The sequence below is a fragment of the Bacillus sp. SG-1 genome, from assembly GCF_000181495.1.
GTDB lineage: Bacteria > Bacillota > Bacilli > Bacillales > Bacillaceae_B > Rossellomorea.
The window spans coordinates 1-19019 of record NZ_ABCF01000029.1; the positions used below are offsets into that span (position 1 = coordinate 1).

At 43.9% G+C, this 19019-nt stretch carries 17 protein-coding genes, 1 pseudogene and 1 riboswitch; of the genes and pseudogenes, 9 read left to right on the forward strand and 9 right to left on the reverse strand.

Translation table 11 applies throughout. From position 1 onward, the window contains the following. From BSG1_RS21115 to BSG1_RS12220, 4 genes are all read left to right on the forward strand, one after another. Positions 1 to 981 (forward strand): hypothetical protein (locus tag BSG1_RS21115; protein ID WP_006837354.1); only part of this gene is annotated, 981 nt, incomplete at its 5' end. A 316-nt stretch (positions 982 to 1297) separates the two neighbouring features. Next, positions 1298 to 2536 (forward strand): serine/threonine transporter SstT, encoded by a 1239-nt coding sequence (sstT, locus tag BSG1_RS12210; protein WP_006837355.1) that lies wholly within the window; start codon positions 1298 to 1300, stop codon positions 2534 to 2536. 143 nt (positions 2537 to 2679) lie between these two features. After that, complete coding sequence (locus BSG1_RS12215) at positions 2680 to 3507, forward strand: SPL family radical SAM protein (protein ID WP_006837356.1); 828 nt, start codon at positions 2680 to 2682, stop codon at positions 3505 to 3507. A gap of 475 nt (positions 3508 to 3982) precedes the next feature. Then, positions 3983 to 5041, forward strand: coding sequence for an LLM class flavin-dependent oxidoreductase (locus BSG1_RS12220; protein WP_006837357.1), 1059 nt, complete (start codon positions 3983 to 3985; stop codon positions 5039 to 5041). 205 nt (positions 5042 to 5246) lie between these two features. Here BSG1_RS12220 and BSG1_RS12225 read toward each other — a convergent pair whose 3' ends face one another. Further along, the gene (locus tag BSG1_RS12225; RefSeq protein ID WP_006837358.1) at positions 5247 to 6167 is read right to left on the reverse strand and encodes a metallophosphoesterase; all 921 of its coding nucleotides are present in this window, start codon (positions 6165 to 6167) and stop codon (positions 5247 to 5249) included. 48 nt (positions 6168 to 6215) lie between these two features. Next, positions 6216 to 6938 (reverse strand): phosphatase PAP2 family protein, encoded by a 723-nt coding sequence (locus BSG1_RS12230; protein ID WP_006837359.1) that lies wholly within the window; start codon positions 6936 to 6938, stop codon positions 6216 to 6218. A 338-nt stretch (positions 6939 to 7276) separates the two neighbouring features. Between BSG1_RS12230 and BSG1_RS12235 the strand changes: the two genes are divergently transcribed. Then, positions 7277 to 8392: a hypothetical protein gene (locus tag BSG1_RS12235; RefSeq protein WP_006837360.1), complete on the forward strand. Its 1116-nt coding sequence runs from the start codon at positions 7277 to 7279 to the stop codon at positions 8390 to 8392. A 54-nt stretch (positions 8393 to 8446) separates the two neighbouring features. Here the strand turns inward: BSG1_RS12235 and BSG1_RS12240 are convergent, their stop codons facing one another. Continuing rightward, positions 8447 to 9271 (reverse strand): hypothetical protein, encoded by an 825-nt coding sequence (locus tag BSG1_RS12240; RefSeq protein ID WP_156791480.1) that lies wholly within the window; start codon positions 9269 to 9271, stop codon positions 8447 to 8449. 223 nt (positions 9272 to 9494) lie between these two features. Between BSG1_RS12240 and BSG1_RS12245 the strand changes: the two genes are divergently transcribed. Beyond that, positions 9495 to 10364 (forward strand): proline iminopeptidase-family hydrolase, encoded by an 870-nt coding sequence (locus BSG1_RS12245; protein ID WP_006837363.1) that lies wholly within the window; start codon positions 9495 to 9497, stop codon positions 10362 to 10364. Between the two features lie 63 nt (positions 10365 to 10427). Here BSG1_RS12245 and BSG1_RS12250 read toward each other — a convergent pair whose 3' ends face one another. The 3 genes and pseudogenes from BSG1_RS12250 to BSG1_RS12255 all read right to left on the reverse strand — a co-directional run bounded on the left by BSG1_RS12250 (position 10428) and on the right by BSG1_RS12255 (position 12501). Further along, entirely contained in the window at positions 10428 to 11216 is a 789-nt protein-coding gene (locus BSG1_RS12250; protein WP_006837364.1) for a DUF2935 domain-containing protein, read from the reverse strand. A 97-nt stretch (positions 11217 to 11313) separates the two neighbouring features. After that, positions 11314 to 11590 (reverse strand): annotated as a pseudogene (locus tag BSG1_RS21375) (hypothetical protein); the annotation flags it as partial. A 71-nt stretch (positions 11591 to 11661) separates the two neighbouring features. Further along, the gene (locus BSG1_RS12255; protein WP_006837366.1) at positions 11662 to 12501 is read right to left on the reverse strand and encodes a VOC family protein; all 840 of its coding nucleotides are present in this window, start codon (positions 12499 to 12501) and stop codon (positions 11662 to 11664) included. A gap of 155 nt (positions 12502 to 12656) precedes the next feature. Here BSG1_RS12255 and BSG1_RS12260 point away from each other — a divergent pair, with 155 nt between their 5' ends. Continuing rightward, positions 12657 to 12980: a winged helix-turn-helix transcriptional regulator gene (locus tag BSG1_RS12260; RefSeq protein WP_044022831.1), complete on the forward strand. Its 324-nt coding sequence runs from the start codon at positions 12657 to 12659 to the stop codon at positions 12978 to 12980. 1153 nt (positions 12981 to 14133) lie between these two features. Further along, complete coding sequence (locus BSG1_RS12270; protein WP_044022833.1) at positions 14134 to 15702, forward strand: BCCT family transporter; 1569 nt, start codon at positions 14134 to 14136, stop codon at positions 15700 to 15702. 112 nt (positions 15703 to 15814) lie between these two features. Here BSG1_RS12270 and BSG1_RS12275 read toward each other — a convergent pair whose 3' ends face one another. The 3 genes from BSG1_RS12275 to thiT all read right to left on the reverse strand — a co-directional run bounded on the left by BSG1_RS12275 (position 15815) and on the right by thiT (position 18353). Next, positions 15815 to 17128 (reverse strand): sensor histidine kinase, encoded by a 1314-nt coding sequence (locus BSG1_RS12275; RefSeq protein WP_006837370.1) that lies wholly within the window; start codon positions 17126 to 17128, stop codon positions 15815 to 15817. Between the two features lie 195 nt (positions 17129 to 17323). After that, the gene (locus tag BSG1_RS12280) at positions 17324 to 17602 is read right to left on the reverse strand and encodes a hypothetical protein (RefSeq protein ID WP_044022834.1); all 279 of its coding nucleotides are present in this window, start codon (positions 17600 to 17602) and stop codon (positions 17324 to 17326) included. 154 nt (positions 17603 to 17756) lie between these two features. Continuing rightward, a complete protein-coding gene (gene thiT / locus BSG1_RS12285) occupies positions 17757 to 18353 on the reverse strand; it encodes an energy-coupled thiamine transporter ThiT (protein WP_006837373.1) in 597 nt (198 codons plus the stop codon). Between the two features lie 72 nt (positions 18354 to 18425). Next, positions 18426 to 18526: riboswitch (TPP riboswitch) on the reverse strand. 194 nt (positions 18527 to 18720) lie between these two features. Here thiT and BSG1_RS12290 point away from each other — a divergent pair. Beyond that, positions 18721 to 18972 (forward strand): hypothetical protein, encoded by a 252-nt coding sequence (locus BSG1_RS12290; RefSeq protein ID WP_006837374.1) that lies wholly within the window; start codon positions 18721 to 18723, stop codon positions 18970 to 18972. Positions 18973 to 19019 lie beyond the last annotated feature (47 nt).

Consider the following 19019-nt stretch of genomic DNA (forward strand, 5'->3'; position numbering starts at 1 on the left):
TTTTATTTTTCGGAAAAGACAGAGGCATATCTGAAAGAGGCTGTATTATTCAATGATCCGAAAATCAGTACGACGGCTGCTGTGATCTGCATTGATAAAAATATAGAAGTCAGTAGTGACATTCTGGAAAAGCATTCAACTAATGTGGAAAGTGCCGGAAGCTTATACTGGGGCTTGGCGGAGAAGAATAAAGAACATCTATTTCCGGTAAAAGAGAAACAGCCTGTTCTCGCAAAGTCACACTTATTTTCCTATCTTGTAATGTTAAGTGATGAAGAAGGGGAGCCGATGCATATCTTCCCTGAGGACATAAAAGTGGTTGATCGAGTGGACACTGTCAATTCGTATGGACAGCCGCTTCGTTACTATTTCATGAGTTATCTGCATGGTGAAGAGGTCCTGACAGCGTGGGTCGGCGGATATGTCCTCGAGGAGGAAGATGACAGCGCGGAGATGTGGGAAGGGACTTTTACAGATTTTGAGCCCTTGGATGTACGAACGATTGAAGAACATAAAGAGCTTTTCTTGAAAAAACGGGAAGAAGATCTTCAGGAAAGTGAGCAGGCGGTTCATTTCGAAAGTTCACCCCGTCTTTCAAAAGGCTTATGGTTCTTCTATGCGCTGCTTATCGGCCATTGGAGTAGAGTATTCTATAATGGCATTGATGAAGAAATCTATATTTCGGTGGCATTTACGATTATTGGCGGTCTGTTGACACTCTTTGAATTGTGGAGGAAAAAGCGCAGACGTGTAGCCATCGTTGGTCGCGAGCTTGTTAAGGAGAGGGGAAAACAGAAGGAAAGTATCCCGTTTCATGAGATTAAAAAAGTCCTTTACGATAAGAAGAGGATCAAGGTTTACAACAAGAGAGATGAGCTCCAACTGACGATTCCGTTGCGGTGGGTGGATTATGATACCTTCTACATTTATCTGGTTGAACACACAGGCCATTTGAGAGAGCAGCCGTATATTGAAGAATGATATTGAGTGGATAAGGTGGAAATGCACCTTGTCCTTTTTTATTCTTAAAAAACTTTAATACACTAAAGCACTAAGAGGGACTGTCCCTCTTAGTGCTTTAGTGTGGTGAAGTATCGGTTAGTTATTTCTGAAAATTCCGTGTTTATTTTTATAGGTGAAATTCATTGAAATAAAAATTTAAGTGTATATAATGGTCTTTACCAGAAAGACATTTGTTTTCGTGGAGTGGATGAGAAGGCGGGTTATATAATGAGCTTCATCTTAGGCGGATGTCAGAAATAAATAGAATATCTTAATCCAGCAGGAGGAATTGTACATGAAAAGCATAGTTGAAAAGTGGGCGCAGTTAAGCCTGGTTAAACAAATCATTATAGGGTTGGTCATCGGTATCCTCCTCGCTGTAACGGTTCCGGAAGCTGCAAAACATTTAGCCATTTTAGGTTCGTTATTTGTTGGTGCGTTGAAAGCCATTGCTCCTGTATTGGTCCTGTTCTTGGTTATGTCGGCGATCGTTCAGCATAAGCGGGGAAGCCAAACGAATATGAAATCTATTATTCTCTTATATCTGTCAGGGACTTTTTTAGCAGGGTTGGTCGCTGTAATAGTCAGCTTTATTTTCCCTGTAAGCCTTACTCTTACAGAAGGAGCTGAAGAAATGACAGCGCCCGGCGGGGTTGCAGAAGTACTCAAAGCCTTGTTGCTGAATGTTGTCGATAACCCATTCAATGCCGTTGCGAATGCCAACTATATCGGGATTTTGGCCTGGGCAGTCTTGCTTGGTGTGGCATTGAAAAATGCGGCAGATTCCACAAAAGGAATGATTACTAATCTTTCGGAAGCTGTTTCGAAGATTGTTACATGGGTCATAAAATTTGCTCCATTAGGAATTATGGGACTGGTTATTGAATCCGTTACTTCCAATGGCCTCGAGGGACTCTTAAGCTATGGGAAACTGCTTGCCGTCTTGATCGGCTGTATGGTGCTGGTGGCGCTGGTAGTCAACCCGGCTATTGTATTTGTTCTGATGAAGCGGAATCCTTATCCGCTTGTGTTTAAGAGTTTGAGGGAAAGCGGCATTACAGCTTTCTTTACACGCAGTTCTGCTGCAAATATTCCAGTTAATATGAGAGTGTGTGAAGATCTTGGGTTGAATAAGGATAGTTATTCAGTTTCCATTCCGCTGGGTGCAACCATCAATATGACCGGCGCAGCTGTGACGATAACAGTCTTGACACTCGCGGCCGTTCATACGCTTGGCATCACAGTGGACATTCCGACCGCAATTATCCTCAGCGTAGTGGCAGCCGTATCGGCGTGCGGAGCTTCAGGGGTGGCCGGTGGCTCGTTACTGCTGATTCCGTTGGCTTGCAGCTTATTCGGAATTCCCGCTGATATCGCAATGCAGGTTGTAGGTGTCGGCTTTATCATCGGAGTTTTACAGGATTCTTTTGAGACGGCCTTGAACTCTTCGACGGATGTCCTCTTCACTGCAGCAAGTGAGTTTAAACAGTGGGAGAAAGAAGGAAAAATCGTTACAATTAAGAAACCGGCATAAATAGAAGGGACAATGACCTTGTCCCTTCTATTTTGAATATTGCACTTTAACACACTACCGCACTAAGAGGGACAGTCCCTCTTAGTGCGGTAGTGTGTTAAAGTGTTTTATAATAGATAGAGAGAAAGAAAGCGGGTGATAAGGTGAAACCAGAACTGAAGGACATTGTTTCCAAGACGATTTTAACGCCAGGCAAAGGAGCGATCGATAACTTCACTCATTCGTTGAACCCCTATGCGGGCTGCGTGTTTGGCTGCAAGTATTGTTATGTCAGGCAGATGCCGATCTCTCTTTTTCGCGAACAGGAATGGGGAACTTGGGTGGACATCAAAACCAATGCTGTTGAGATACTCAGAAAGGACCTCATCAAAGCGAAGAAAAAAGGCCCGGTGACGCTGTTCATGTCTTCTTCAACGGACCCTTATCAGCCTATCGAACATGAAACACGGTTAACGAGGAGTCTGTTGGAGCTAATGCTGGAAACCCAGCCGGATTTCATACATTTACAAACGAGGTCTCCCTTGGTGAAGCGGGACATTGATCTTTTTAAACAATTCGGAGATAAAATCCGGATATCCATGACGATTGAAACCGATAAAGAAGAGGTACGGAAGGCGTTCTCGCCGGCTGCTCCGCCAATTCCCGCAAGAATGGCCGCCTTGAAAGAGATCACGGAAGCCGGCATCATGACGCAGGCGACGATTGCCCCGCTGCTTCCTTGCTCAAGGGAGTTTCCGAGTAAACTGAAGCAAATAGCCAAGCGGATTACCATTGATGATTTTTGGATGGGCGACGGAACCGGTGGAAGAAGGACGAGCAAACTTGGAGTCAAAGAAATCTATCGTCAGCTCGGTCTGGAAAAATGGTACAACCCAACCGCCTATAAAGTGGTGCTGAAGATGCTGCGGGAGGAACTCCAAGGCAGCGAAATTGATATCGGGGTGTCGAAGGACGGTTTCAGTCCGGGTTGACTAAATAACTAAGGCTCTTTTCTTAAACTTTGTTGCTATTTAATATGAATTTCGAAAAAATATAGACATCAATCACACGAATATCCTGGTAAGCAAGGAAGAAAAGAGCTACTCTCCCTGTTCAGAGAGAAAAACCTAGTAACCAGGGGAAAAATCCGGCACTAGGGATTTTTCCGAAAGCAACAATCTATACGAAAACAGCCATAACTAAATAGGACAAAGGTGACTTATCGTTCAAAGAGCAGCATTAACTCCATGAAGAGGGCAAAATCAGAGAGAGTATGTCTCCATAGGCTTAGGTTGAGGACATGAAAAGGCCTAATTCAAACAGAGCATGTCGCCAAAGAGCGGCTTAGACTATATGAACAATGCTTAAACAAAAAGAGACCATGTCCTCAAAAAGCTGTAGAGCCTAATGAATATCGATGTTAGGCTGAAAAATGCAAGGAATAATGAAAAGAAGGAGGGAGCAATGGTGGAAAAGTATCGTATCGATCAAAGCAAAGGATTGGAGTTCGGGATTTACACATTGGGCGACCATCTCCCAGATCCTAATACGGGTGAAAGAATTCCTGCACAACAGCGGCTTCATGAAATTATTGAATATGCAAAACTAGCGGATCAGGCGGGTCTTGATTTCTTCAGTGTCGGTGAAAGTCATCAGGATTATTTTGCTACACAGGCGCATTCCGTTGTTCTGTCAGCTATTGCACAAGCGACGAAAAATATCAAAATCGGAAGCTCATCCACCATCATCAGTACATCGGACCCGGTTCGGGTATACGAGGATTTTGCGACGATCGATCTGATATCAAATGGGCGGGCTGAAATCGTTGCAGGACGGGCCTCGAGGGTGGGCCTGTTTGAATTGCTGGGATACGACTTGAGAAATTATGAAGAACTGTATGAGGAAAAATTCGACCTCCTCATGAAAATCAACAAGGAAGAAGTGGTGAACTGGAGCGGCGACTTCCGCGCACCGTTAAAAAATGCGAAAGTCCTTCCGCGTCCGCAAGGCGGTTCGATGCCGATCTGGCGTGCGGTTGGCGGTACACCTGCGAGCGCAATCAAAGCAGGATATGCAGGGGCTCCAATGTTCATGGCTCATCTGGGTGGACCGGCATCCGTCTTCAAACGGACCGTTGATGCCTACCGCGAAGCAGCGCGCAGTAAAGGATTTGATCCTGCACAACTGCCTGTTGCCACGGCCGGATTTTTCTATGCTGCGGAAACATCACAGCAGGCGTTAAACGATCTATATCCGCATATCAATGAAGGAATGAAAAAGACGAATGGCGGCGGATTTCCGAAACAGCATTTTGATCAAGGCGTAGATCCGCATAACATCATGAACATTGGAAGCCCACAAGAAATCATTGAAAAAATACTTTATCAACATGAAATGTTCAATCATCAGCGGTACATTGCGCAAATTGATTTCGGAGGCATGCCATTTAAAAAACTGATGAAAAATATCGAAATTATCGGGACGGAAATTTTGCCGGCCATCAGAAAATACACTGCGCAAAAATAGAATGGGAAGACATTAAAAGTTATTGGATTATCGAATAAAGAAAGACATGCAAAAATGCTTGGAGATATTGCTCCAAGCATTTGCTGCTTTTCAAACTTATTTTTCAAAACCGAATCCGCTAGCTTGATCCACCTCGATATCAAGCACATACCTGTCTGCCGCCCATTGGTGTGCGGAACTCTTCAACTATCTGATAAAAAATGTCCTATGACGGTGAAGTCAACTCCAGAATTGTAATTTCCGGAGGGCAATTAAGCCTCATAGGGAAAAGGCTCAAACCGATTCCGCGGTTTACGTATAGGCTGTTTCCTTCGCTTCCGTAAAATTCATTGATCCATCCATCTGCATGGGATTCTTTATTAGATAATAGTTCTTTATACGACCAATCTGCTGTAAAAGGAATCCGGAATTGCCCACCATGAGTGTGACCGGCAACAGCCACGGGTGCAGTATTTACCGGAAGTTCACTAAAAGCGTCAGGATTATGCATCATAAAAAGTCGGGGGGCTTCTTCCGGGATGTCTTGTAATGTTTCTGGTACATCGACATTACCCGGCCACGTTGCTCCCAGCGCACCGAGATATAAAGTGTTTTCATTTTCTTTAGTAAGAGTGATCTCATCCTCTTCTAAAGTAAGGGGCACTGCCTCATTTTGAAGGACAGTAAAACCCTCACTGGACAGGATGCCGGCTACACGGTTTGCTTCTTCCTTATTAATCTTGTCATCCGGCTTGGCCATAGCGTAATCATGATTTCCCAGGGTCGCAAACACAGGAATTTCAGCATCGCTGAGCTCTCCCAGCGCATCGGCTATTATGCCCATTTGCAGCCTGCGGTCATCGGCTGGATGATAGACATAATCACCCAGGAGCAGCACCGCTTTAGGTTCTTCTTCTATTATTTTATCAACAACACGAGGGATGACAGAGTCGTTGTCCATCCACATCCCGACTTGGAAATCCCCGATAACGGCGATTTCCTCCCCTTCCCAATCTTGAGGGAGGTTGGGGATCTCTGCTTTTTCTCTTTCAACATCGATGATATAAGGCTCAACAAATCCCCAGCCTAAAAGGAGGATAAGAGCCAGCCCTATAACGATTCCTGTCCTTTTCCAAAAAGTTTTCAAAAGTAATACACTCCTTTAAAGGAATTCTATGCTGAAGTACAATATGTTTTATAAAATTTCCTTGAAAAACTGACGGGTTGCTTCCATCGGCCGAACGGAATTTTTACTCCGCCACTCGATCCACTCTAAGGCGATAAGGCAGAGGGTCAACCAGACTGCGCCGGCCATTTGTCCTGCCAATACATCTGTAGGAAAATGAGCACCTAAATAAATCCTGCTGAGTCCAATCAATAGAAAAAGAATCACTCCCAGAATGGAGAGGCTCCATTTAGCTGCTGCAGATAGACCGCTCCTTATAATTAAATAAATGATGAATCCATAGAAAATGACGGATCCCATTGAGTGGCCGCTTGGGAAGCTGAAACCGACCGCATCAATTTCAGGGTTGATTGAAGGTCGTCCCCGCTGGTAGTAATGCTTCAAGAGTGTGGTAAGCAATCCGCCAACCCCAATGGATAAAATGAAAAAGAGAACGCCCCATTTATCTTTGAATCTAAACCATAAAAGGAGGACGGTAATAATCGACAGAGTAGTGACAAACCAAACAGAACCAAGCTCTGTGATTAATATCATAATTTGATCCAGCCTGTCACTTTCAAGAGTGGTTAAGTAATCAATGATTGCTGAATCAAAGGCTTTCACTTCACTCTCAAGCAATCCTTCTGCTATTTGCGCAAAGGAGAAAATGAACAGACTGGATAGTATGATTCCGACAATTATAAAAAGCACTGGAAATCCGGCCTTTTTGACTTCCTTCTTAGTAGTCTCCATATTAATCCCTCCAATCGTAATAATAAGAATAGAGCCATAGGTATCCCTTGGCTCTAAAGTCCCACTTATCAACCTTTACCCGGTGAGTTAGGAGACTAACTAGGATTATTCCATTTTTGCAGTAGAAGTTATTAGTAATTAAAGGAAGCTGGAAGATAATACAGAAGAATATGAAGGGGAAAGTAAGTTTATTGAATCAACTAGTACTAATAAAAGCGCATCCATTTTTTGTGCGATTCTTATTGAGGGCAGTGTGAATAGTATGATTATAAGAACAAAGTTTATGGAGTTGATCAGTCGTGAAAAGGGTTAGTAAACCAGAGAAAGGAGAATGGTATATGATGAAGCTCACTTCAACCGGGAAAGCGATATTATTTTGCTTCCTGGCAGCGGTTCTTGCAGCAGGATGCTCCAGTGAAGAAGCCGGGACGAATAATCAAGAGGAAAATCCGGGTGAAACCCAGCAAAGCGATAATCAGGCTGAACAAGATGAACAGCAGACAGATGATAACGGGACCGACACAGAAGAGGATGGTCAACAGTCAGAAGATTCCCCAGAAGACATGAGCCTTACCAAAGAAGAAGCGGCAGATATCCTCCAACAATATGAAACTACATTTATGGTGGAGACCAATGAAGATGGAACGGTCGAGGCCTATGAGACAGAGGAAGAGCTATTATCCCATTTTAAAACGATTATGTCTGATGAGCTGGCACAAACTTATGTCGATGAGTTTTTCAGAGAGGACAGCGGGCAGCTTAAGATTATCGCAACGGAGCCGCCGGTATGGCTGAATCCGGAAGTTGATTATGAATTTAATAAGAAGAACGAGACCACCTATCACGTCGTTCAAAGGAAAAACAGTGAGCTCCGAGGTGACAGGGAGTATACGTTTGAGCTGAAATACCAATCCAATCAATGGATTGTAAGTGAGGTTTCGAGTGAAAAATTAGACCAAGTCAGCTCTCAGCAAATAAAAGAAAAGGCTGATAATATGCTCCATGCCCTTTTGAAAAAAGACATGGATACCGTGGCAGGCTTTGTACACTCAAAAAAAGGCCTCCTCATCTCGCCTTACGTCAACCTTACAAAAGAAGATGTGGTATTGAAAAAACAGGAAGTGGCGGGGGTGTATGAATTGAACGAAACCTATACATGGGGCTACGAAGCTGGCAGCGGGAAGCCGATCGAGGCCACGCCAAAAGAGTATTTTCAACGTTATCAGGATTTTGCCGAGTTCGATAAAGTGATAGTGGATGATATTGAGCAGCGCGGCAATGTGACGATGAATATCAAGGAATATTTCCCGGATTCCCAGGTGGTGGAGTTTTATAAAGACGGTACAGAAGAAAACTCCAACATGGACTGGTCCAGTTTATATATTGTCCTCCAGGAAGATAGTGAAGGTGAATGGAAGGCAGTTGCATTGGTAAGCGGGCAGTGGACGATATAATCTTCATACGCGATAAAAAGAAGCTCTAAAACGGGTTTCTTTTTTTGGGGGTGTTCAACGTCGTAAAGACAAATTGGGGTAGAGGCCGGCTTCTGCTGTTTCCGTATGAGGGGGCAGATATTTTTTAGACTGTTTAGGATACACACCTAAAGTAAAGAACCAGTTCCATTTTGTTTCCCTGTAGTGTCTGCCGATTTCACCATTGATGAGGAGATGAGGTTTCACTAGATTGCAAGTCAGCCCTTTTACGGTATAGGACTGATTTGTTTCTACATGTTTTATCACGACCACTTGTTCAATAATACCAGTGACTTCAAATAATCCCTCAACGACAGCTGTGTAGCGGGAATAGGCAGCTTTCATTTTTTCCAGGGCTTTAACGCAATCCCAGTTTTTGTGTAAAAGGTTAGGGAACTGATTTTTTAAGAGATGGTTGAGTATTTTTTCACAGAGGATGACATCGGGTTTGTGGGTCTGGATACAAGGGTGGATGCTGGCGAGAAGGGAGGTTTTCCTATGGGTGTCCATCCAGTTACCGAATTTAATTAACTGAAATAGAAATCGTTCAGCTTCCTTTTCCTTATGTGAGAGTTTTAGAGTATGGGGGCAGTACGTTGTAATGAATTCATCCCAAAAGGCATGACAGCAATCGTCCCATGACTCCAGATGACCATTATCACTTTTGGCATATAAAAAGTTGGACAGAAGATGGAGGAAGTTGGTCGTGTTGGGGGTAACAGTGGTGGATTTGGCATAGCCTGTCAGGTCTTTTCCATAGAATAATAGATGCCCGCGCATACGCATGTTAAAGGTGGATCCAATTTCGACATTTTCAATGATTTGGGCTCTTTCTTCGGGGCTGTTGATGGGTCGTGACAAGACTTTCACGCTGAGGGGAGGTGACTTGCAGGCAGTGGCAGAATTTCCGCATCCGCAGAGGCAAGGTGGGGTTTTCATTATACTATCAACCTACTTTCTGTTTGGTAAATATTGTTACACTTTTATTATAAGGGGCATTTTTCCATTTGTCACGTTAAAAGGAATCTGCGCTGCTGTGATAGAATTCTAGTAGAGATACATTATTCATAGGGAGGAAATAGATATGGCTGCACAAGAAGGTTTCATAGACGTAACCGGGGGAAAGGTCTGGTACCAAATACATAATAGAGAATCCACGAATACTCCAGTCATCATTTTGCACGGTGGTCCGGGATCATCGCATTATTCCATGCAGGGGCTGCGCATCCTGGCAGAAGACCGTCCGGTGATCTTCTATGATCAGTTAGGCTGCGGGAAATCTGACCGTCCGACGGATCAATCGCTATGGAACATTGACCGTTTTGTAGAAGAATTGGAACAGGTGAAGGATGGATTGGACATGAAAGAGTTCCATATTCTTGGCCATTCCTGGGGTACGACCTTAGCGGCTGCCTATTACCTGGCCAAGCCTGAAGGGATCAAGAGTATCATTTTTTCAAGTCCATGCTTGAGCGCTCCACTATGGGCGGAAGATCAAGAGGAGAACCGTAAGTTGCTGCCGGCAGACGTGCAGGAAACCTTGAGAAGAAATGAAGAAAACGGGACAACTGATTCTGACGAATATAAAAAAGCTACCGAGGTATTCAATAAGCACTTTGTTTGCAGGCTGGATCCTTATCCGGAATTTTTGAAAAAAGGAAGAGAGTTCAGAGGACCGGAAGTTTACAATATCATGTGGGGACCATCCGAGTTTCATGTCACGGGCAATCTCAAAAGCTTTGATTGCACCGAACAATTGAAGGATTTCACCATTCCGACACTGTATACGTGCGGACGCTACGATGAAGCAACGCCGAAATCGACCGAATACTTCAGATCTTTGACGCCAAATGGTAAGTTCCATGTGTTTGTACAAAGTGCGCACATGCCATATGTGGAAGAGCCGGAAGAGTATGTAAGGGTGATTGGTGAGTTTTTGGCGAGTGTGGATTGAGGGTCTTTTATAAGGAACAGTAAAAAGGGGATGGAGTTTTTCCCCTTTTTCCCGTTGTGAGAATCAGGTGTACTGCAGGTGAGCATCAAACATGTCGATGATTTCTAGGAATCTCTCCGCTTCTCTAAACGTATGGTCCGCCAAAAGGGGATGAATGTTACTCTTGATACGGCATTCCTCAATTAATTCTCTTGCGGTTTTCTTGAAATCCCGTAAGGAAGCGACCGACACTTTATTTTGATTCAAAAATTGATTCAATATAGGCTTTGTTTCTGATTGAGGCTTCATGGATTCCAAATCAACTGCCTGAAAAACCAGCTGGTCAAAGTCATGGCTGAATTCCTTAGCCTGATCTACCAGTTTTCTTTCCGATGGATCTAAAAGATGTCCAATGAATTTTGCATGATCGGCCATGATTTTTAAGAAGAAAACATTCTCCTCGATAATGGCTTCCGGTTTCGGGGCCAGCTTTCCTTCATTCAGTTCTTGCAGGCGATTGGCAAAGTAGGCAGCCTCCCTGCTAATATGGTCTAACAATAAAGGGAAGTTGTTTGACCGGATCTCGCAGCGGAGTGTCAGTCCGAGTACTTTTCTCTTAAAGTGCCAAATTGCAGCGGCTGCTTGATAAACCTCACTATTAAATGCCTGCACCTGATGTAAATCTGAATTCGGCGTAAACCTTGCCAGTTTTTCTTCGATTCTTTCAAAAAGAGTAATAAACTGCTTAGCTTCATTGATCAGCTGCTGCTGTTCATACGTAAATCCGAGACTCAAAAATAACGCATGCTCTTTCATGATCCTCGACCAGAATTGAATTTCATCCAACGACCTTGCCACTATTGGGTTTGCCATTTAGTTCCCCCTTTCCAGGTTTCTATTTTGAAATATATGTATGATCTGTTTGTCCAGATTCTTCAAGATTGATTTAGTTGGGAGGGGAAGGAGTTTTTTAGGTAGAGGATGCCTCCTTTACTATTTCAAGGAGGAAAAAAACAATCCGTTGCTCTTGTAAGCAGCGGATCGTTTTTAGAGCTTTGCTCCAAGCTTCTACTTCATCAAGCATTGGAATAAGACGCAGCTCCTGAGGCTTGAATGCTGTTCCGTTTTCGAAATCTCTGAACAAGGAAAGTGTTGGAGGCGTTCGGACATCTGCGACCTTTAATTCACCGAGGATTCCCCAAAGGTGTTCAGCTGCACGCGCCTCCTGTTGGACCGTAGCTCACGATGAATTTTTTCATTTGTCATTGTTAATTCCATCTCCGTTTGCTTTGAATATTCCCGTTGGACTTAGCACCTCTTATAAGACTTCCAAAAGGATTCGGTTGCCGGATGGATCTTCTGTCATGAAGCCTTCTGTTACAGCTGCACCGATGCTTTTTAGCCGTTCAACAATCTCCTTGCGTTTTTCCTTGTTTGGCAGCATCAACGTGTAGAATTCCAGTCCTGCACTATTGGCCGCAGGGGGAGGAGCACCTGTACCATTCCAAGTATTTAATCCGATATGATGATGATAGTTGCCGGTAGAAATGAACAGCGCCTGACTGCCGTATCGGGAGACCACATCAAATCCAAGTCCCTTTGTATAAAACTCTTCCGTTTTTGCCAGTTCTGATACATGAAGATGAATATGCCCTATGACGGTTTGCACCGGTAGCCCATTCCATGGATGATCCCTTTTAATAGAAAGGAGATCGTTGAAATCCAGGGGATCGACTGCCATGTTCACTTCATTGTTCGTCCAGTTCCAGTCGGAAGCTGGGCGATCAGTGTAAATTTCTATGCCGTTACCGTCGGGGTCCGAGAAATACAGTGCTTCGCTAACAAGGTGATCTGACGAACCGATTCGTAAACCGATATCGGAAAAATGTTGTACGATATTGGCCAAATCATCGCGTTCTGGCAGAAGAAGGGCAAAGTGGTATAACCCTGTCGTTCTGCCGGTTTTCGGAAGGATGTCTTCAGGCTGCTCGAGATTCAGCAGAGCCGTTTTTCCATCGGCAGTCAGGCTGGCGGTTCTTTCTGTCTGTTCAAGTACTTTGAATCCGACGAGTTCTTTATAAAAAAGCAGTGAACGTTCTAAGTTTTCTACTTTAAGATTTACATTCCCGACAAATGTCATTGGTGCTTGATGAAACATGTGAATCCCTCCTGTATTTCACGTTTTGTTATTTGGTTACTTTATGTAACTAATTATATTTTTTGTAACTTGATTACGTCAAGTATCTTTTTGAGTAAAAGTAATTTAGTTTCAAAGTGGATTTGGGTATAATAGAAGGCAAGGAGTTGATCTCGATGGATACATCAATTTGTCCAAGATTTGAAAAGGCCATGGGCATACTGAGCCAAAGGTGGACGGGCATCATCGTTTACCAGCTGCTGTCCGGACCACAGCGTTTCAGTGCCATCAGTTCTGACATTGGTGTCAGCAACCGTGTGCTTTCAGAGAGGTTAAAAGAATTGGAGAATGAGGGGATCGTGAAGCGGGAAGTGTACCCGGAAACTCCAGTTCGGATTGAATATTCACTGACAGATAAAGGAATGGCATTAGAGCCCCTTATAAGAGATATAGAAAAGTGGTCACAGACCTGGCTGGAAGCCGGAAGTGACTCGGAATAAAAAGGATGCAACAGAGCTATTTTGCTCTTTGTGTCCTTTTTTCTATTTTGGAGGGAGGGTATGGTGTTGCCAATTTCACATTTGGGAAGGATGGACCCCGTTAGTGAGAGGTTATGAGGGTGTTGAATTGAGTTTTGGTTGAATCGACCCCGTCAAAGAGAGGGGATGAGGTTGTCGAATTGAGTTTTGGAGGAATCGGCCCCGTCAAAGAGATGGTATGAGGGTGTCGAATTGGATTTTGGGAGGAATCGGCCCCGTCAAAGAGAGTGTATGAGGGTGTCGAATTGAGTTTTGTTTGAATCGGCCCCGTCAAAGAGATGGTATGAGGGTGTCGAATTGGATTTTGGTTGAATCGGCCCCGTCAAAGAGAGGTTATGAGGGTGTCGAATTGATTTTTGATTGAATCGGCCCCGTCAAAGAGAGGGTATGAGGTTGTCGAATTGGATTTTGTTTGAATCGGCCCCGTCAAAGAGAGGTTATGGGGTGGTCGAATTTGGTTTTGGGAGGAATCGGCCCCGTTAAAGAGAGGTTATGGGGTTGTCGAATTTGGTTTTAGGAGGAATCGACCCCGTCAAAGAGAGGGTATAAGGGTGTTGAATTGAGTTTTGGTTGAATCGCCCCCGTCAAAGTGAGGGTATAAGGGTGTCGAATTGGATTTTGGTTGAATCGGCCCCGTTAAAGAGAGGTTATGAGGGTGTCGAATTGGATTTTGGTTGAATCGGCCCCGTCAAAGAGAGGTTATGAGGTTGTCGAATTGAGTTTTGGAGGAATCGGCCCCGTCAAAGAGAGGTTATGGGGTTGTCGAATTTGGTTTTGGGAGGAATCGGCCCCGTCAAAGAGAGGTTATGAGGGTGTCGAATTGGATTTTGGTTGAATCGACCCCGTCAAAGAGAGGTTATGGGGTGGTCGAATTGAGTTTTGGTTGAATCTCCCCCGTCCAAAAGCGCTTTTGAGGTTGTCGATTTCGCCTTAAATTACAATCGACCCTATCATAATACTTTACTACTTTAAACCACTAAAAGGGACTGTCCCTTTTAGTGGTTTAAAATACTAAAGCACACGCCACGTTCCACGAATAAAAAATGAAATGTTTTAAATTCTCCGACAAGGGTATATGAAGTAAGCTAAATTTTATATAGTTGCAGGAGGATTTATGAGTAGTAAGAGTTTGATTGATTACAAGATTTTTATACCCGCACTTTTAATTCTTATAGGGATTGGTATTCCGCTGGCTCTGTATGAGAACGAGTCACTGGAAATGCTTAATTCTATTTTTGATTCGATTGTATCTGTGTTTGGCTGGGGATATCTTTGGTATGGGGTACTCCTTGTAGCAGCCGCAATCTACTTTTCTTTTTCTAAATATGGACAGGTGGTATTGGGGGATCCAAATGAAAAACCTCACTTTACCATGTTCGAATATGCTTCCATCCTTATTGCGATGGGTGTCGGATCGACGATTATGCGGACGGGCATGCTGCAATGGACTTCAGTCGCAAACGATCCGCCCGCAGGTGTGGAACCAGGTTCAGCCGAAGCGCTTCTCTGGGGAAATGCCTATAGTATGTTCTTGTGGGGTTTCCAGGTGTTTGCTATATTCGTGATGATTGCTCCGGCAATGGGGTATGTTCTTCATGTGAAAAAGCGCCCGCTGATGCGTATCTCAGAAGCTTGCCGTATCCTTTTTGGCAACAAGTTCACGGATGGCTGGGGCGGTAAATCGCTTGATATCCTGTTTTTACTGAGTATTTTGACGGGAGCAGCCGTAACATTAGGGCTCGGTGCACCTATTATTACGCATAACTTATCGGCACTTTTCAACATTGAAGTAACATTCGGATTGACCATAATTGTTACAATTGTTTGGGTTATTCTATTCTCGTTCAGTGCCTACATGGGGATCGACAAAGGGATAAAACGGTTGAGTACAATGAATATGTATCTGGCAGGACTTTTTGGATTGTTTATTATAGTAGCCGGTCCCGGTGTCTTCATATTAAATTATTTTTCTGATAGTTTCTCTTTCTTATTATCAAACTATCTCAATTTTTCATTAAACACAGATTCGGTGCATCTTGGGGAAGCTTCCCACATCCAGAGCAACACCGTATTCTGGTTTGCTTACAGTGCCACGTGGGCAATGCTCCATAGTGTATTTGCTGCCAAGATTTCAAAAGGCAGGACGATTAAAGAAATGATCCTGACTTACCTGTTGGCCCCTACATTATTATCATGGGTGGCCACTGGTGTACTCGGCGGTTTGGGGGTTCACCGGTATTTAACCGGAGACCTGGACATTTTGAGCTTCATTCAAGAAGAAGAACGAATGGCCGCCATACCGCAGATATTATCCACACTGCCATTTGGCGAATTTGCTATTATGGTCTTTATTGTAGTGGCACTCATATTCTTGACAACCACACTGGATTCAACGACATATACGGTAGCCGCTTATACAAGTACGAGAGATATGAGCCGGTTTGAACCAACGAAAATGTTACGTATCGTGATAGCTGCCGTCATTACGGGTATGGCTTTGTTATTGATGAGGATCGGAGGTCTTCCGCCGCTTGGCGTTGTCTCCGGGCTGATGGGACTGCCGGTCATCGTTATTCAGTTTTTACTCATTTATGCAGCCAAGCGCATGATGGATAAGGATATGGCGTGGCAATATAATACAAGAAACAACAATTATTCCAAGGATGAAAGAACAGTTTCATAAAAATGAAATGCCTGATTTCAGCAGTTATGGCTGTAATCAGGCATTTTTTTAGGGTATACGAGGGTAAAATAAAGTAGATGTGAAAAAACAACAATGTCTAGAAATTAGTTGTTTATGAAGGAATCCTAATTTCAAAAGTAGTCCGTTCCTCATTTGATTCCAGTGATATCCGCCCGTTATACTTCTCGACAATTTGTTTGACAATATACAAGCCCTGTCCTCTGACCCTATTGTTAGAATGATTCTTTGTTTTAGTTGAAAATCCAGGGGTGAAGATTTTTTCTTTTACTTCCGGCGGGATGACAGGCCCTGAGTTGGAAACTGTGAATCGGTATCCTGCGCTATTTTCCTCACACCATACTTCAATTTTTCGTGTTTCCTTAGGCAGTTCGCTCGCAGCATCAATCGCATTATCGACCAGGTTCGACAGCAGCTTGATTAAGTCGGTCGGGAGCACTTTTTCAAACGATGAGTCTGAGTGGTGAAAATGAATATCGATATTCTGGCTTTGAGCGGCAAGTGTTTTGGTTTGAAACAGAACCGATAGCGCCGGATTATTGGACCGAATCGGGATTTGATAGAGTAGCTGTGCTTCTTCCCGCATTGAGTTGGAATAATCCAATGCATCTTGATGTTTACCGAGTTTCAAAAGCCCATTCAAAACTTGGATATGATTGGCGAAATCATGGCGCACAGACCGTACAGACGTTATCAATGACTGTATTTCGGTATGATAGGTTTCTTCTGTATCTCCGATTTGTTTTTTCAGCTCATGGTTATACCATTTCTGGATAAGTACAAAAGTCGTCAGCAGCGCAATGACTAAAAGACCGCTCAGAATGAATCCGGGAATACTGTTTTTGATAACCGTGTCCCCAATCCGGTCCAGCCTGGATGTGGAAATATCAATACTAAGGAACCCGATTGTCTCTCCCTGATTGTTTATGATGGGGGTGCCTGCTGAAATATATTCACCGTAATGAGGGTCATCAATTTTACCGGTAAAATAGGACTCTCCATTAAAAGCTCTCTGTATTTGATTCAGCGGTACCATGCAGTCCATCCCGATTTCATAGTAAGGGTTATTATCACGGGGAAACCCCGCTATCATCACCTTTGGAGGGGACTTAGGATCTTCGAAGGCTAAGGTATATACATATAAGGCTGCTGTATTTTGTTTTGCTGAATAAAGCTTTTCGCGTATTTTCCAGTAGTCCTCGTTTCTTTCTGGGTTCTCGAGGAAGCGTTCATATGCTGCCACGTCCATGGATTCGGCAATGGATATGGCAATTTCAAGTGCGTTATTCGCAACAGAGATTTCAGCAGCTTTTTTGGCTGTGAAATAAGAAAGTAATATATTAATAGAAGTCAGACACAGGAGAAGTGTAACTGAGAGAATAATAATAAGTTTGATTTTACCGTTCATTTAAGTTGTTACAGCTCCCTTTTCAAGACATTAAAAAAGTCCTATCTACAAAATTCTACATAAATTTACAAGAGCTTACAATAGGGAGTTGTATCGTTGTATTATTTGGCAAATTCAGTGAATGGAGGTCGTTCATGAAAAATGAAAAGACGGTTCACCTGTTCAGATAATCCGAAACAGGTGAACCGCCGTTTGTTAATAGCCTTGGGGATAGTAAGGAGTTTGGTAGGGGCTTTGATAGGGATAAGGATATGGGTATGGAGCAGGGACTGGTACTGGATAGGGACTCGGCGAAGCGGCAGCCCCTAATGCCAATCCAGTCAGGGCGCCTGCTCCAAATCCAGGTTTATACCCCCATGCCGGATAATAACCTCCACCACCATGATGCCAGGTGGCATGCCCGCCGCCATGTCCCCAGCTTGCGTGCCCTCCTCCGCCATGTATAGGCCGGTAATGGTGAAATGATGAATTCATCTTTAAATCTCCTCCTTGTATAGCAGTTTCAATATCCTATGCGAAGCTTTGGGTGAATGTCTATAAAAAAGGCGCTGGGTTTTGACGGGGGAGAAACCATCGCTTCCATGAAAAAACGGTTCACCTTCCTCAATCAGGAAGATGAACCGCTTGTCTAGGATGCTTTTCGATCTACATCTAGCGCTGTATAGTCCGTTTTCAACAGGCGTGGCAGACTGCCGGCTAATAAAATCAGGACAATGGAGCAGAAGATGATCGCTCCAATCACTGTCGTTCCATTCGCGATTAACGAGTACATCACAGCGGATTGTCCTTCAGGCGCGTCTTGACCCCAGAAGATGAATCCGGCAACGAAATGCCAGAAGTACCGGGCGATGCTTCCGATGATGATACCGCTGAGCACCCACAAAAGCAGCCTTTTCCGGTCCCTGTTTTTCAAGCTTTGTTGGATAGGGCGATACAGCAGGCCAGCAAACCCGACAAAAGTAAAAGCGACAAAGTACTCAATGAAAAATTGGAGCGGAGTCAGGAACCAGACATCCCCGAGGAGTACTTGTAAAAGCCCCCAAAGGAATCCGGACACCAAACCGACTCTCAATCCCCATCTGAACGCGACGATAAAGATCGGCACCATTGCAAATGAAATCGAGATGGCAGGTGACAGCTTGATGGAAGGAAGCAGGTCCAGTATGACGGCTAATGCGGCAAAAATGGATGCCTCAACCATCGGAATTAATTTCATTTTTGACATAAAAAAATCCCCCTCTGATCAAGTTGTAATACGACAACCAAAAGGGAGTAAATGAAGTCAGACAGACCCATCCCGTCTGTCCGTCCACATCCCTGCGCTAGCATTAACTAACAGGTTCAAAGGGTCAGAACAATCTAGTTCAATCTCAGCAAAAAGCTCCCCTTGTGGTTAACGTACTATGTAGTTTCACTTTCCAGTATATAGTGGGAGGGATGAAAGGTAAAGAACTTTACATTGAAGTGGAAAATGGGTGCGGAGATTGAGTTGGCGGATTCAACCTTCTATAGTTAAACCTCCATTAGTCCTTCAGGGTTGGTTTCAAATGGTGCGGGATAGGTAATGAAAATAAAAAAGGAGTGAAGCCACATTGCGAAAAGTCGAAGCATATTTTCAAAGTGAAGCCGAAGCAGAAAGTGCGAAAAATAAGTTGAAATCCATCAGTGTTGAAGACGGCCTGCTGGAGAATGTGCCGGGAGGAAGGAACATAAGTGAGATTGCCGGTGACCTTTTCAGCGGGGAGAAGCATGACGGTTCGCATAAGCTTAGTTTCCAAGTTTCTGAAGAGAATCATCATAGAGCACACTCCATCGTGAAAGAACATAACGGCAGGCTGGCTTGAGAGCCTTATTAGGAATGCCCAGGCTGAAAACCGTTTCAACTGCCGTT